The following is a 13,908-nucleotide window of genomic DNA, read 5'->3' on the forward strand; positions in this document are numbered from 1 at the left end:
CTCTGCTTTTGTTGTCAGAAAACAGGAGAGATCTGGCTGCTCAGGACCAGAACATCCTTTTTCCTGAAGCTGTCTAGATCTGAATTTGTGTAGCGGTTTGGAGGGCGGGGTCTGTCAGAAGCCTGATGAAATCAAGCAGGGAGAGCCTTCCAAAAGGGATTCCAGAATGTTTTCGGACTGTTGCTTGCTCAACAAACAAATAAAGTGGTCTTTAAGTGAAAAAGCGCACGAATGAATTGGTGTAGATGACTTTTGACACAAATTCATTGACTTGCCTGTCAAAAACAAATATATTTAAGTGTGATGTATACACTAACACTGCCTCCTTTCGCTGCTCAAGTGGGTCTAGCAGTGGATGTGGTGGCCTTTGCCATGCACAAGGGCCAGCTGCACATCCTGCTGGTTCGCCGTGGTCTGGAACCCCACTCCCAATCCTGGGCGCTTCCCGGGGGTTTCGTTCAACACGAAGAAACCCTGGCTGCTGCTGCCCTGAGGGAACTCCGTGAAGAGACCAGTGTGGCGCTCTCTCCCAACCATCTTGAACAACTTTATACTTTTGGCAATCCTGGCCGTGACCCCCGTGGCCGCATTGTTTCCGTGGCCCACATGGCGGTTTTGCCCCACGGAACCCCTGCTGTGCACGCCGGAGGCAGCACGGTGGGTGCAGCCTGGTTTGTGGCCCACGATCCACCTCCGCTGGCTTTCGACCACGCGGACATCCTGTCCCGTGCCATCCGCAGGCTGCAAACCCGCCTGGAATACGCCAACCTGGCTTTTGAATTTCTGCCCGAGCACTTCACCCTGCCTGAACTGCAGGAAGTGTATGAGGCGATCCTCAACCAGAAGCTGGACAAGCGCAACTTCCGCAAGCGCATCCTCTCACAGGGGTTGCTGGAGCCTGCAGGAGAGCGCCGCAACGGTGTGGGCCGTCCTGCGCAGGTGTACCGCCGCACCAAACGGGTGAAATACCCCGGATCTGCCCTCTGAAGTTTGCTTGCTGTACCAGGTGCAACATCAGCTGAAAATGCTGATGTTTTTTCTTTGCAGGACGCGTGCTTTTCGGGTCCTGCCAATGCCAATCAACCCACCATCCTCACCCCCCAAAACGTTATAAAATGGCCTTTATGGACATGAAGAAACTGATGAAGCAAATGCAGCAGGCCCAGGTCGCTGCACAGAAAATTCAAGACCAGCTTGCTGGGATGACCGTGACTGGATCGGCCAGTGGCATGGTGGAAGTGACCCTGAACGGTCAGGGCAAACTGCAAGCCCTCAAGATCAACCCCCAGGCTGTGGATCCGGACGATGTGGAAGCCCTGGAAGACCTCCTGCTGGTGGCCTTCAAAGATGCCCAGGAGAAAGCCGACGCGCTGCAACAGCAGGAAACGCAGCGCAGCATGGGCTTCCTGGGCGGCCTGATGTGAAATGAAGTACCCATCCAGCCTGCTTCAATTGATCCGGGAACTGTCCAGATGGCCGGGCATTGGCCCCAAAAGTGCCCAGAAACTGGCCTTTTACCTGTTTGAACAGCCCCAGGAAGACATCGAACGGATTGCCAGACTGCTTTTAAGCGCCAAGGAAGAACTGCACCTCTGCCCCCAGTGCTTCAACGTCACCGACAAGGAGCTCTGCGAGGTGTGCAGCGACGCCACCCGTGCCCAGAACCAGATCTGTGTTGTGGAAGACCCCGGTGATGTGCTGGCCATTGAACGCTCTGGTGAGTACCGTGGCCTGTACCATGTGCTGCACGGCGCCATCAGTCCCATGCACGGGGTCGGGCCGGACAAGCTGTACATCAAGCAACTCCTGACCCGCGTGACCCCCGACCATGAAGTGATTCTGGCCACCAGCACCACTGTGGAAGGGGAAGCCACCAGCATGTACCTGCAACGGCAACTGGCCCCCACCAATGCCACGGTCAGCCGCATTGCATATGGGCTGCCTGTGGGTGGAGCCCTGGAATATGCAGATGAAGTGACCCTGGGACGGGCCATTTCGGGGCGTCAGAAAATCAAATAAGCCCACCCTCCCCCCTGTCTTTCGCGCTGCTCAAGACTGTCCCCCCGAAATGGGGGGACAGTTTCGAACGAAGTGAGAACAGGGGGTGAAGAAGGTCAGGCATCTCAGATGGGGTAATACGCCTTCGGAGTCCCGGCCAGGAAATCCTGGGTGGGCACCCAGATCAGCGGGTTGCGCTCCTCGAATTCGGGTGGAGGACCAAAGCGCACCAGTTGCATCACCTTGTCAAAAGGAATCCACTCCGCAGAGAGCACCTCGGGATCCATGGGTTGCAGTTCCCCTTTGCATTTTCCGGTGAAGCGGGCGAAATTGGCGTAGTGTGCGTGTTTGGTCATGGAAAGCATTTCCCCTTCCAGCAGGGAGATGAATTCGATGTCGAACAGGTCCAGGCCTGTTTCTTCTTTGACCTGCCGGATGGCGGCATCGGCCAGAGATTCACCGTCTCTGGCTTTTCCACCGGGAAGGCCCCAGAAAATGGAACCATCGTCCATGCGTTCGGTGACCAGAAGCAGGTGTCCATCTTGCACCAGATAGACGTGTGCGGCGCGTTTGAGGGGAATGACCCGAGAAATCGGCATGGCCTATTATACTGATTTCGTCAAATGCTGGATTTGAGCTGTTTTTCGGTGGAGGTGCCGTGAAAGGATTGCAACATGAGGCAAAAGGTCTCTGGGAGCGGGTCTGGCTGGAGGCTGGATTGCTGGCTGCACCGAAATGCTGGCTGTCAAGATCAAAAAAAACAGACACCCGAACAGTAACAGTCTATAGGACTGTGACCGGTTAAGATTTGAGTGACAGAAAACCTGTTACAGTGAAACAGACCAATGGAGTGTGGCCCTCGAATGCAAATTCGGGGGTTAATTTTTTGATTTTGCCTGATCACAACAGCTCCTGGCTTTGCTGTGCAAAAAGCAGCAGGGTTTAACCCTGCTGCTTTTTCTTGTGCACCTGTCAGGCAACAGCCAGCAGAACACCTGCCTGGTTGTAAGCGCTTCAGAACAAAAAGCCCAGTTTGATGGAAAACTTCCCTTTTGGATACAGGTTGGAAAAAGCGTAATCCACCCTGAGGGGCAACACGAAGCTTTCGGTTCCCAGTTGCGCCTGCACGCCCAGACCATAGCCCAAATTCATGTTGAAGTCGTTCTGGGTCCAGGCATCTCCTGCATCCAGGAACGCCAGAGCGTAAAGGCCTTGCAGGAAGTCGGTTTTCACCCCAAAATCTGCACGTGCTTCCACGCCTGCAGTGAAGAAATTCTTGCCAGAGAAGCTGCTTTCGTCAAAGCCCTTGAGGCTGAAACGGTCGTCGAACTGGCTGCCCCCCACCCGGAAGAGGGCAGATTCAGGGGCCTGACCCACAATGGCTCCGGCATCCACCCGGCCTGCCAGCACCACGTTGACCGGGCTGTCTGCCGTGAGGTCCAGGTAACCGCGCAGTCCGCCAGAGAGTTTTCCCCAGTTCAGGCTGGTTTTTTCGTATCCAAAGCCATAACTGCCATTCACCGAAGCACGGAATCCGCTGGTGGGAAAGGTGGCACTGTCCGAAAAGTCGCTGTTCAGGCTGGAGAAAGCCTGCACTGTCCAGCCTTTCCCTGGAAGGTTCTGGCTGACTGCAGGATCACTGTCTGGCAGGCCTGTGGAGTCTCCAGGCTCCAGGTAATACTGCTTCAGTTCGCCTTGTAAGCCACCACTGAGGGAGGTGTGATCGTCCAGGCTGGTCCCAACCTCCAGGGTGGCCTGATTGGTTCTTTCGGAATAATCCCGTTCGGTGTCTGCCGTGCCGTTTTTGATGGGCAGGTTGGGGGTGACGTTGCTGGCCAGGGTGATTTTGGCGTTGATGGGCTGTTCGGGAGCACCCAGGTAGGGGAGGCCGTAAGCGATGGAGCCACCCAGCACCTGACCTGCAGCATTGGGGGCAAAATTCAGACTGGCGGTGAGTTGATGGCCCAGTCCAAAGAGGTTGGTGTCGCTGATCTGCAAATCGCCAGCAAAACCTTCTTCTGCAGCGTAAGTCAGGCCAGGGCTGACATTCAGGCTGGGCACCTCCTGCAAAGTCAGGGCCAGACGCACCTTGCTGGGGTCATTGGTCTGGACGGGTTGTACGTTCACCACTTTCAGCACCCCGCCCTGTACCAGTCGGGTCAATTGTTTGCGGAAAATGTCTGCGTTCAGGGCACTGCCTTCTCTGGGCAACTGGGAACGCACAAAATCCTCGCTGGTGCGCCGCTCGCCTTCCCATTTGAAGTCGTAGCCTGCAATGGTCACTTCGGTGAGCTGGAAGGTCAGGGTTTTGCCATCAAAGCGCAGTGGGTTTTCGGGCAGCAAAACATCATAGCCACGATCCCGATACAGGCGTTGCAGGGTCAGCACATCTTCCTGGGCCAGCGGAAAGCTGAAGGTCTCTCCCACTTTTGATTTCAGTGCCCCGGTCAATTCCTCATCGGACAGGACGGTGTTCCCTTCGACCTGAATGCTGGAAATTTTACCTGCTGGAACGTCGGTCACCACCAGTTGCACATCCACCTTGCGCGGGTCAGAGGGGTTCTGCTGGTACTGCAGGGTCACGGTTTTCCCGAGCTGCTCACTGATTTTTTGCAGGTCTGCACTGAAATCTGCGGGCCTGAACACCTGGCCTTCCTGCACGGAAAGCACGGGTACAGGATCAATCAGGCTGCTGTCGATGCTGCCAATGGTGAGTTCCACCACCGGAATGCTGAGGATGCCGTTGTTCAGCACGGCCTTTTGCAGATCTGCACCACTGCCCAGATAACCCGCCTGCTGGTACGCTGCTGCAAGGTTGCGCAAAGACAGCTCGTAAAGGTCTGAGCTGAAGGTGCCCTGTTTGAGCAAATCTGCAAAAGCATCCTGGGCCACCTGCGCTGGGATGCTTTTCAAGCCCTGAAACACCACCTGTTTGATGGGTGCATTCTCCTTGACCTGAAAAGTGATGGTGGTGCCAGCCGTGCTGTCCTGCAGGGAGGTGGTGACTTCGGGCAGGAAAGGCAACCCCTGGTCCCGCAGGGCCTGCCGGAATTTTGCACGGGCCAGTTCAAGCTGACTGGTGTTCAGCACTGCACCTTTGACAATTCCGTACTGGTCCTGCAGGGTTTTCAGGAAGGCCTGCTGATCGGTCAGGGTGGTCCCTGTGACCACAATGTCAAGAATTTTAGGGTTTTCCTGCACTTCAATCAGCAGTACAGGCCCTTTGTCTTCGTTCTGCACTTTGATTTGTACCACCCTGAAAATGCCCAGACGGGCAATGGCGGCACGGATGGCTTCTTCTTTGACCTCACTGACTCTGGATCCCTGGTAAATGGGCAGGCGGCTCTTGATGGTGCTGGCCTGCGAGGAGGAAACACCCACAATGCGAATTTCCTGCAAAGTGTCCTGGGTCTGGGCGATGGCAATGGATGGAAAAGCAAGCAAAGCAGTCACAGTAAGAACTTTTTTCATGGCACTGAGAACCATGCTACGGTTTAACCTGAGAAGATTGCTGCAGTTTCCCTGACAAACGTGAGAACCAGCCAAAATCCAGCAAGGCAAAAAAGTGTGTTTTCTTGCAGCTCAGGCTGCTGTAGGTTTCCTGAAGAGGAGCTCTTTACCAATGGCTCATGGTGGGCTCAGGAACCCCCACCGAAGCCAGATCCCACCCTTTTCCTCAACACCTTCAGGTGCAGCGGGACATGCTTCCAAAGCACCCAGGCCGATCGCTGAGGGATGGATGCTGAAAGCTCTCCCATTAACTGCTTTCGCGTATTGCTTTGTGCACAATGGGCGGGTTAGGCTTGGCCCAACATGACCCCGACTGTGCTGTGGTCTCTGATCTCCCTGTACCTGATCTGGGGGTCCACCTATTTTGGAATGCGGGTGGCCCTGACCGGGTTCCCTCCGTTTTTGCAGGGGGGCCTGAGGTACATGACGGCTGGCCTGCTGCTCCTGCTCTTCCTCAAATTGCGCAAAACCCCCTGGCCTTCTGGCAAGCAGGTGCTCAATGCTGTGATGGTGGGGGTCCTGCTGACGGTGGTGGGACATGGCATGGTGCTGTATGCCGAACAGGATGTGTCCAGTGCAGTGGCGGCCGTTGCAGTGGGCGTTTCGCCCGTGTGGGCCGCCATCTGGAGTGCTTTGTGGGGCAAAGCGCCAAAAGGCACAGAATGGGTAGGGTTGATCCTGGGCGTGGTGGGCATTGTGGTGCTGAATTCGGGCAAGGAGTTGACGGCTGCCCCCATTGCCATGGTGGCCCTGATTGTGGCCCCCATGAGCTGGTCTTTTGGCACGGTCTGGAGCAAACACCTCAGCATGCCCGAAGGGGTGATGAACACCGCCCTGCAGATCTTCTTTGGAGGGATTGGCAGTGCGCTGGTGGGTCTGCTGTTGGGCGAAAAAATCACCCATGTGCCCGGTCCAGCCTGGGTGGCTTTCTGGTACCTGGTGGTTTTCGGCTCGATCATTGCCTACAACGCCTTCATGTACCTGGTGCGCAATGTGAGCACACCTCTGGCCATGAGTTACGCCTACGTTAATCCCATTGTGGCCCTCTTTGTGGGGCATTTTCTGGGAGGAGAGACCATCAATTTGCAGAGCATTCTGGCCTGCGTGCTGATCCTCTTTGCTGTGGTGCTGCTCACCCGTCCGAGCCGGGAGCAGGCTCCAGCCCAGACGCAAAAATCTGACGTCCCTTCAGACTGAGTTTCAACCGGGGCAGGGGATACAGGGCCTTGCCAAAGACGCTCTGGCCTTCCTGCAAGGGGTCAAAAATGCTGTAGTGGCATGGACAGCCCAGCATCGGGTGGCTGATGCGGTAATTGAAGGTGAGGGCTGCGGCCTCCGGGTCCCGCAAAGGCTGCACACTGCAGCCCAGATGGGTGCAGACCCGTGAGAAAGCTGCATAATGCAATCCATCCAGTGTGACGCTGCTCTGGGTGGGGTTGGGCAGGCGCAGCAGCACACAGGGAACTCCTGCATAGGTGAAATCCAGGCTGTCAAAGTCTTTCTTGAGCTGGGTGGTTTCGGCCACCAGGGTGACAGCCCCGGCTTTGAAGTTTGGAGCCGCCACCTGTTTCTTGCCAAAAGTCACCCGTGAGGCATACCAGAACATCCCTCCAAAAGCCCCGAAGGTGCCCGTGACCGGAAGCACCCACCAGTATTCCAGCAGTTTTCTGCGGTTGATGGGTGCCTTGCTCATGGCTTCAGGGTCTTCACATGCTGAACCAGGGCGTCCAGTTGTGCCTCTGTCAGGTTGGGAAAGGCTGGCATGGAGCCCACACCTTTCTGGATGATGGCCTTGAGTGCAGCTTCATTGCGGGCTGCGCTGCTGGACAGCAGGCTGGGAGCGGTTTTGCCTTCCCCTCTGCTGCCGTGGCAAGAGGCGCAGTTCTGGGCAAACAGTTCCTCACCAGAAGTGTCTTCTCCCAGTGCCGCCCGCAGCTGTGAAATTTGCTCGTCGGCTTCCAGACTGCTGGGGTTCAGGTCCCGGAACTTCAGGAAAGCCTGCAGGGCTTCTTGCGCTGCATTGTTGTTCATGTAGGCATAACCCAGCAGCAAGTGGCCTTCTGGCTCTTTGGGCTCCAGCTGGACGGCCATTTGCACAAATTGCAAACCCTGCTGGCGGTACTGCTCATTGGTGGACAGAAAGACCCCCAGACGGCGCAGGGCTTCTGCATCCTGGGTGTTTTTGGTCAGGTTGAGCAGGTCTCCATAAGCCTGGGCAGCCTCCTGAAATTTTCCTGCATCAAAAGCGGCCCGTGCGTAGGTTTTGATGTCTTCAGGTTTTTTGGTGAGGCTGGCTTTGCTCTGAAGTTCCGGAAGTTTCAGGACGTTTTGCAGCTGTCTGGCTTCTGTTCCGCCCACCCCGGAGTAACGCCAGGTCTGGAAGAAGGAAAATCCGCCCACAATGAGTACGGATGCGCACAGCAAAGTGGTCAGCAATGCAGGCAGATGGGCCGGTCTGCTGAGGGCAGTGGCTGGAGGCGCAGGGGGCAGGTCATCCAGGGCTTTTAACACACGGGCCAGACGGGCCTTGAAGGTCAGTTCTGCCCGTTCTTTTTCTTGCGGAGGCAACCCCTGGGTGCTGAGGTCCTTCAATTCAGTGACCAGCAAATCCCGCTCTTCCAGCAAATCGTTGCGCTGGCTGTCTTCTGGGGTGGTGAGTGCTTTTTTTGAGGTGGGCAACAGCACCAGAATCAGCATCACTGTGGCCACGGCCAGCATCAGGTAGATCATGGTTTCTTCCCTTGCAGGTACTGGCTGACCCGCTCCAGGTCTTCACTGGACACTTCGGGCGTGCGGGAAGCGTTTCTCAGGTAACCCAGCAAAGCCCAGCCTGAAAGAAGCAGTACAGCCACAGGGGCAAGCCAGAGCAGCCAGTTGATGCCTTTTTTGGGTGGGTTCAGCAGGATGGTTTCTCCATAACGGGACACCATGTACCCCACCACCTGGTCCCGGTCTGCACCGTTTTTCACCTGGGTCTGGATGTCCAGGTAAATTTGCCTGGAGAGGTCATTGGAACTGGTCAGGATGGATTCTCCACGGCACACCGGGCATTTGATTTCACCGGCAATGGAACGGGCCAGTTGCTCCTGCTGCGAAGTCAACGCTACGGTTTCGGTGACGTTCACTGCGTTCTGGGTGGGCGCTTCTGCATGTGCCACCAGCCCAAAAAGCAGCACCAGACAGAGCAACAAGGGGCTGAACAGAGACTTCAAATCTTTACCCCGAGTTTGGCCAGCACGCCCTGCATGGTGGGCAAATCCACCTCGCCGAGGTGACGGTACACGATGGTGCCTTGCTGGTCCAGCACCAGCGTCACCGGAATCTGTCCGATCCCGTAATTGATGGCCACCTGGGATTTGGGATCAAGCAGGGTGGGGATGTCCAGCCCGTATTCTTTCAGGAAAGCCCTGGCCTTGATGGGATCGTCGTTGAAGGCAATGCCCAGGTAATGCACCTGGCTTCCAGTGGTCTGGGTCAGTGCACGGTACACCGGGGCTTCAGCACGGCAGGGCAGGCACCAGGAGGCCCAGAAGTTGATCACCACAGGTTGCCCTTTCAGGCTGCTGAGCTGGTACTGCTGACCGTCCATGCTTTTCAAAACAAATTCTGGAGCAGGTTTGCCTTCCAGAGGGCTTCTGGGATCCTCGTCTTCTTTGAGGAGGCCATAACCCAGCAAGACCAAAACCAGCACCACCAGCACTGGACCAATAAAGCGTTTCATGCGGTCACCTCCTGAGGGCGGGTGCGGGTTTGCACGCTTGTTCCGGGTGCCTGCAGGCTGATGAAACTGCCCAGCACCATGATCAGGGTGCCGACCCAGATCCAGGAGACCAGCGGGGTTTCAATCACCCTGACGGTGGCCCAGTTTTCTTTCTGTTCGTAGGCCAGCAGCGTGACGTAGGTGTCTTTGAGGGGATGGTATTTCACGAACGGCATGGCCACCGGTTGTTGCGGCTGGTTGACGTAGGTGTTGAGTCTGGCATAGGTGTCTTCGCTGTCCAGCACCACATGGGCTTCCACAGAACGTTTGTCCAGCTGGTCTTTGATTTGCAGGCTTTTCAGCACAGCGGTGCGGCCCATGACCTGCTGGGGCTGGTTCAGCCTGAGGGTGAGTTCTTTTTCCTGCTTGTAGGCTCCAGAAAAAGCAATCCCGCTGGCAATGGCCACCAGACCGATGTGAGCCACATAAGCCCCGTACCGTCTGGGATGGATCTGGAACAACTCAAAGGTTTTGTGCAGCCCTCCGCGTTCCAGGGCAGCTCTGGCGGTCAGTTTGGCCAGTCCAGCAATGTTGTAGGCGCACAGCAGCAGGGTCAGCAGCACAGCGATGTCCCGCACACCCAGCAGCAGGGCCATCAGGGCCACCACCACACCCGTTCCTACGGGGATTTGCATGGCTTTCAGCAGGCTCTCGTTGTTCTGGCGCTGCCAGGGCAGCATCGGTCCAATGCCCATCAGGAACAGCAAAAGCAAACCCAGCGGAATGGCAAACTGGTTGAAGAAAGGAGGACCAACACTGGTTCTGACGTTGCGGATGGCCTCAACCAGCACAGGGAACAGGGTGCCCAGCACCACCATCACAGCAAAAGTCAGAAAAACGATGTTGCCTGCCAGAAAAGCGCCTTCTCTGGACAGTGGGCGGTTGATGGTGTGGTCATCGCGGATCAGGGGAGCCCGCACAGAAGCCAGCACAATCCCGATCAGCATCAAAACAGCGAAAAACCCAAAGAACACCGGCCCAATCGGTCCGTTTCCGAAGGCGTGCACGCTTTCCACCACGCCAGAGCGGGTCAGGAAGGTGCCCAGCACGGTGGTGGCGTAAGCCCCGATGATCAGGTAGACGTTCCAGGTCTTGAGCATGCGGCGGCGTTCCTGAATCTGGATGCTGTGCAGGAAAGCTGTGGCCAGCAACCAGGGCACAAAAGAGGCGTTTTCCACGGGATCCCAGGCCCAGTAACCGCCCCAGCCCAGAATCTCGTAGGACCACCATCCGCCTGCCACAATGGCTGCAGACAGGAACATCCAGGCGCTGAGCAGCCAGCTTCTGGTCTGGGTGATCCAGGACTCCCCGAGTTTGCGGGTGATCAGGGCCGCTACAGCGTATGCAAAAGGCACACTGAGGCCCACAAAACCCAGGTAAAGCAGGACCGGGTGCACGGCCATCATCCAGTGGTTTTGCAGCAGGGGGTTGGGACCCTGGCCTTCGGTGGCCCCGTTGATGTTGGGAGTAAAGGGGCTGGCCACGGTCAGGTTGATGCCCACAAAGAACAGCAGGGAAAAGAACATGCTGGCCATCACCCAGGGCCTCAGGGCGTCATTGCGCACGCTTAAAGACACCAGAAAGGTGTAAAGCGACAGAACCCAGGCCCACAGCAGGATGCTGCCTTCCAGGGCAGCCCACAGGGTCACAAATTTCACCCAGGGCTGCGAGACCGTCATGGAGTGGCGGTACACATAGCGCACGCTGAAATCATCTTTGAAGATGGCATATTCCAGCACAAAAAGCGCCACAGAAACAAACAGGAACACGGCCCAGGCACTGCGCCTGCTGCTTTCTGTAAAGCGGGGATCGTTCTTGATGCCCCCCAGCACCCCCATGGTCAGGCCGTACAGCACGAAACCCAGGGCCAGCAACAAAGCCAGGGTGCCGTAGCCCCCCAGTTCACTGAACCCCAGGCCCAGAAATTCGGTCATTGGGCTTCCTCAATGAGTTTCTTGTAGTCAGTGCTGTCGCCAGAATGGGGCGCACGGTATTCCTCGCTGTGTTTGACCAGCAGGGATTTGCCCACGAAAGTGCCGTTTTGCATCTGGCCTTCCACCACCACACCCTGATTGGCTTTGAACAGATCAGGCAAAGCGCCGTTGTACTGCACGGGAATCTTTGTCACTCCATCGGAATCCATCATGGTGAATTTCAGCTCCAGGGTGTCCGGGTTGTAGTCGGGACTCACCACCAGACCGCCCATGCGCAGGGTTTTGCCTGCGTACTCGCTGGCTTTCTGTTGGTATTCTGCAGGGGTCACAAAGTACACCAGGCTGTTCCCGATGTTGCCGTACACCAGATAGCCAATGGCCCCCAGCAGCACCACCAGACCGATCAGGTACTTGGTGGGGTTCTGTTTGCGCCGTCTGGCGGTGGGCAGGGTGGTCACAAATCACCTTCTGTGTCTTTGAGTTGTTTCAACCAGTAGCCCACATACGCAATCAGCAGCACGAACGTGAAGGCATACACCCAGATCACAAAGTCGATGAGCATCAGGCCCTCCTCTCCTGCAGTTCAGCTTCCAGCAGGCGGTCTTCGCGGGCTTCCACCCGTGCAGCCACAGTGGCACGCACCCGCAGCAGGTACAGATACATCACCGTGAAAGCCACCGTCATGATCGACAGGGCCAGAATCATGGTGGGATCTGCAGCAATGTGGGTTTTGCCCAGCAGCTGGATGGTGGGGGTCTGGTGGATGGACCTCCACCAGTACACCGACATGTAATTGACCGGAATGTACAGGGTGCCTGCAATCCCGATCACTGCAGCCACACGGGCACGGCGGTGAGGGTCTTCGATCAGGCCGCGCACAATGAAGTACCCGATGTAAATCAGCAGGCCAATGGCGGTGGTGGTCAGGCGGGGTTCCCACACCCAGTAGGTACCCCAGGTGGGTCTGGCCCACAGGCTTCCGCCAAACAGGGTCAGGATGGTCATCAAAACCCCGAGTTCTGCGCTGGAGTAGGCCAGACGGTCAAACTTGCGGTTCTTGCCCACCAGGTACACCAGCGAGAACACCATGGTGCCAAAGTAAGCGATATAAGAGGTCCAGGCACTGGGCACGTGCAGGTACATGATGCGCACCAGGTCCTTCTGGTTGGCATCCGGGGGAGAGGTGAGGGCAAAGTACAGCCCTGCCGCAACGCCCAGCAGGGTGAGGAGACCTAAACCGAGGGTGATTTTATCCTTCATTCCTTCCTCCACTATCGAAGGTTTGCGCCTGTCATTTGTCCCGATCCGCCTGTTCCGATTTGCTCTGCAAGCGGGGGTTTCTGGGATGCTCTATTATGCTACCCGCTGTGCATGAAAAGTCACAGTGGTGAGGTGCCCCATGTCCAGCTTCGGCACTTCATGGGTTTCTCAGTTTTCCAGGGCATGGGGAAACAGCAAAGTCGCCACCAGCAGGGAAATCACATCGAACCCTGCCAGCAGTTGAAGCCAGCTGTACAGCTCATCCATCATGCCGTTCTGGGTCAGCACCCTGGTGGCCGAGACCGCCCCAATCACCACGGGAATGCAAATGGGGAACATCAGGACCGGAAGCAGGCTCTCTTTGGCCCGTAAATTCACGGTGATGGCAGCATAAAACACGCTGACAATGGAGAATCCCAGCACCCCCAGCAGCACAGTCAGAATCAGGTACGGAAGATGCGTGTAGTGCAGGTCGTAAATCAGGCTGGCCGTGACCAGCGTGACTGCTGCCAGAACCAGCATCAGCAGGTAGTTGGCCAGCAGTTTTCCCACAAAGACCCATTCGTGGCCTCCGGGGTACATCAGCAGGCTTTCCAGGGCACCGGATTCCTGTTCGCTGCCAAAGGCCCGCTGTGCAGCCAGAATGCTGGCAAAAGCCAGGGCAGCCCACAGCACCCCTGGCGCAGATTCCCTCAGGCGGGTGGTGTCCGGTCCCAGGGCAAACCCCATGATCAGCACCACCAGGGCAGAGAAAAACACCGTGGTGGTGAGGATGTCCTTGCTGCGGCCTTCTAAACGCAGGTCCTTGAGGGCAATGATCCAGGCCTGCTTCACGCGAAAGCTCCGCCTTTTAAGGTGTAGTGCACAGAGGTGAGCTGCAAGGCCAGTGCGGGTTCATGGCTGGTGAAGATCAGGGTCTTGTTCTGCTGCTGGGCTTCTTGCAGGATTTCCAGCACAAACTGTTTCCCGGCTTCATCCAGGTTGGCAAAAGGCTCATCGATCAGGAGCAGAGGGCTGGGGGCCAGCAACATTCGGGCCAGCAGGGCGCGTTTGCGCATCCCTGAACTGAGCTCTCTGGCGCGTTTGTGACCAGCCTGTTCCAGGCCCACCCTTTGCAATATGGTTTTCAAATCAGACCTGACCCCGTACATCTGAGCTGTGAAGCTCAGGTTTTCCAGCACGGTCAGGTCGGCATACAGGCCCTGGTCGTTGCTCAGAAAAAAAGCATGGTCCCGCACGCTGCGCTGGTCTTTCAGGTCATACCCAAAGATGCGCCCCTCCCCCCGGTGTGGGCTGAGCACCCCGGCCAGCACGCGCAGCAGGGTGGTTTTACCTGCACCGTTCTCTCCGAACAGCACCACCGTCTGACCTTCCTCCACAGAGAAAGAGATGTCCCTGAGCACCCAGGATCTGGCGAAACGGCGGGCCAGTTGCAGGGTTTGCACG

Annotated in this window: 15 protein-coding genes; 4 read left to right on the plus strand and 11 right to left on the minus strand. The window is 56.8% G+C overall.

Features of this window, described 5'->3' with window-relative positions:
• The first annotated feature begins 303 nt into the window (after nt 1-303).
• The 3 genes from IEY52_RS10245 to recR all read left to right on the plus strand — a co-directional run bounded on the left by IEY52_RS10245 (nt 304) and on the right by recR (nt 2,019).
• Nucleotides 304-987, plus strand: coding sequence for an NUDIX hydrolase (locus IEY52_RS10245; RefSeq protein WP_189002589.1), 684 nt, complete (start codon nt 304-306; stop codon nt 985-987).
• A gap of 137 nt (nt 988-1,124) precedes the next feature.
• Nucleotides 1,125-1,424 carry a YbaB/EbfC family nucleoid-associated protein gene (locus tag IEY52_RS10250; protein ID WP_189002590.1) on the plus strand — a complete coding sequence of 100 codons (300 nt, stop codon included), beginning with the start codon at nt 1,125-1,127 and terminating at the stop codon, nt 1,422-1,424.
• A gap of 1 nt (nt 1,425) precedes the next feature.
• Complete coding sequence (recR, locus tag IEY52_RS10255; protein WP_189002591.1) at nt 1,426-2,019, plus strand: recombination mediator RecR; 594 nt, start codon at nt 1,426-1,428, stop codon at nt 2,017-2,019.
• Between the two features lie 104 nt (nt 2,020-2,123).
• On the opposite strand, the gene IEY52_RS10260 is transcribed toward recR, so the two are convergent.
• Together IEY52_RS10260 and IEY52_RS10265 are read right to left on the minus strand one after the other, a co-directional pair.
• Nucleotides 2,124-2,597, minus strand: coding sequence for an NUDIX hydrolase (locus IEY52_RS10260; RefSeq protein WP_189002592.1), 474 nt, complete (start codon nt 2,595-2,597; stop codon nt 2,124-2,126).
• Nucleotides 2,598-3,012: 415 nt separating this feature from the next.
• Complete coding sequence (locus IEY52_RS10265; RefSeq protein ID WP_189002593.1) at nt 3,013-5,469, minus strand: BamA/OMP85 family outer membrane protein; 2,457 nt, start codon at nt 5,467-5,469, stop codon at nt 3,013-3,015.
• Between the two features lie 342 nt (nt 5,470-5,811).
• Between IEY52_RS10265 and yedA the strand changes: the two genes are divergently transcribed.
• Entirely contained in the window at nt 5,812-6,705 is an 894-nt protein-coding gene (yedA, locus tag IEY52_RS10270) for a drug/metabolite exporter YedA (RefSeq protein ID WP_189002594.1), read from the plus strand.
• Here yedA and IEY52_RS10275 read toward each other — a convergent pair.
• From IEY52_RS10275 to ccmA, 9 genes are all read right to left on the minus strand, one after another.
• Nucleotides 6,641-7,201 carry a Rieske 2Fe-2S domain-containing protein gene (locus tag IEY52_RS10275; RefSeq protein ID WP_189002595.1) on the minus strand — a complete coding sequence of 187 codons (561 nt, stop codon included), beginning with the start codon at nt 7,199-7,201 and terminating at the stop codon, nt 6,641-6,643. The genes yedA and IEY52_RS10275 overlap by 65 nt on opposite strands.
• A complete protein-coding gene (locus IEY52_RS10280) occupies nt 7,198-8,238 on the minus strand; it encodes a c-type cytochrome (RefSeq protein WP_189002596.1) in 1,041 nt (346 codons plus the stop codon). Before IEY52_RS10280 ends, IEY52_RS10275 begins: the two co-directional genes overlap by 4 nt.
• Nucleotides 8,235-8,720, minus strand: coding sequence for a cytochrome c-type biogenesis protein (locus tag IEY52_RS10285; RefSeq protein ID WP_189002597.1), 486 nt, complete (start codon nt 8,718-8,720; stop codon nt 8,235-8,237). The genes IEY52_RS10280 and IEY52_RS10285 overlap by 4 nt, the downstream gene beginning before the upstream one ends.
• Nucleotides 8,717-9,229, minus strand: a complete 513-nt coding sequence (locus IEY52_RS10290) for a TlpA family protein disulfide reductase (RefSeq protein WP_189002598.1) — start codon at nt 9,227-9,229, stop codon at nt 8,717-8,719. Before IEY52_RS10290 ends, IEY52_RS10285 begins: the two co-directional genes overlap by 4 nt.
• Nucleotides 9,226-11,202 (minus strand): heme lyase CcmF/NrfE family subunit, encoded by a 1,977-nt coding sequence (locus tag IEY52_RS10295; protein WP_189002599.1) that lies wholly within the window; start codon nt 11,200-11,202, stop codon nt 9,226-9,228. The genes IEY52_RS10290 and IEY52_RS10295 overlap by 4 nt, the downstream gene beginning before the upstream one ends.
• Complete coding sequence (gene ccmE / locus IEY52_RS10300) at nt 11,199-11,660, minus strand: cytochrome c maturation protein CcmE (RefSeq protein ID WP_189002600.1); 462 nt, start codon at nt 11,658-11,660, stop codon at nt 11,199-11,201. The genes IEY52_RS10295 and ccmE overlap by 4 nt, the downstream gene beginning before the upstream one ends.
• A gap of 103 nt (nt 11,661-11,763) precedes the next feature.
• Nucleotides 11,764-12,462 (minus strand): cytochrome c biogenesis protein CcsA, encoded by a 699-nt coding sequence (gene ccsA / locus IEY52_RS10305; RefSeq protein ID WP_189002601.1) that lies wholly within the window; start codon nt 12,460-12,462, stop codon nt 11,764-11,766.
• Between the two features lie 168 nt (nt 12,463-12,630).
• The gene (locus tag IEY52_RS10310) at nt 12,631-13,296 is read right to left on the minus strand and encodes a heme exporter protein CcmB (protein WP_189002602.1); all 666 of its coding nucleotides are present in this window, start codon (nt 13,294-13,296) and stop codon (nt 12,631-12,633) included.
• Entirely contained in the window at nt 13,293-13,907 is a 615-nt protein-coding gene (gene ccmA, locus IEY52_RS10315; RefSeq protein WP_229684718.1) for a heme ABC exporter ATP-binding protein CcmA, read from the minus strand. Before ccmA ends, IEY52_RS10310 begins: the two co-directional genes overlap by 4 nt.
• Nucleotide 13,908 lies beyond the last annotated feature (1 nt).

Source organism: Deinococcus roseus, assembly GCF_014646895.1.
Lineage (GTDB): Bacteria > Deinococcota > Deinococci > Deinococcales > Deinococcaceae > Deinococcus_C > Deinococcus_C roseus.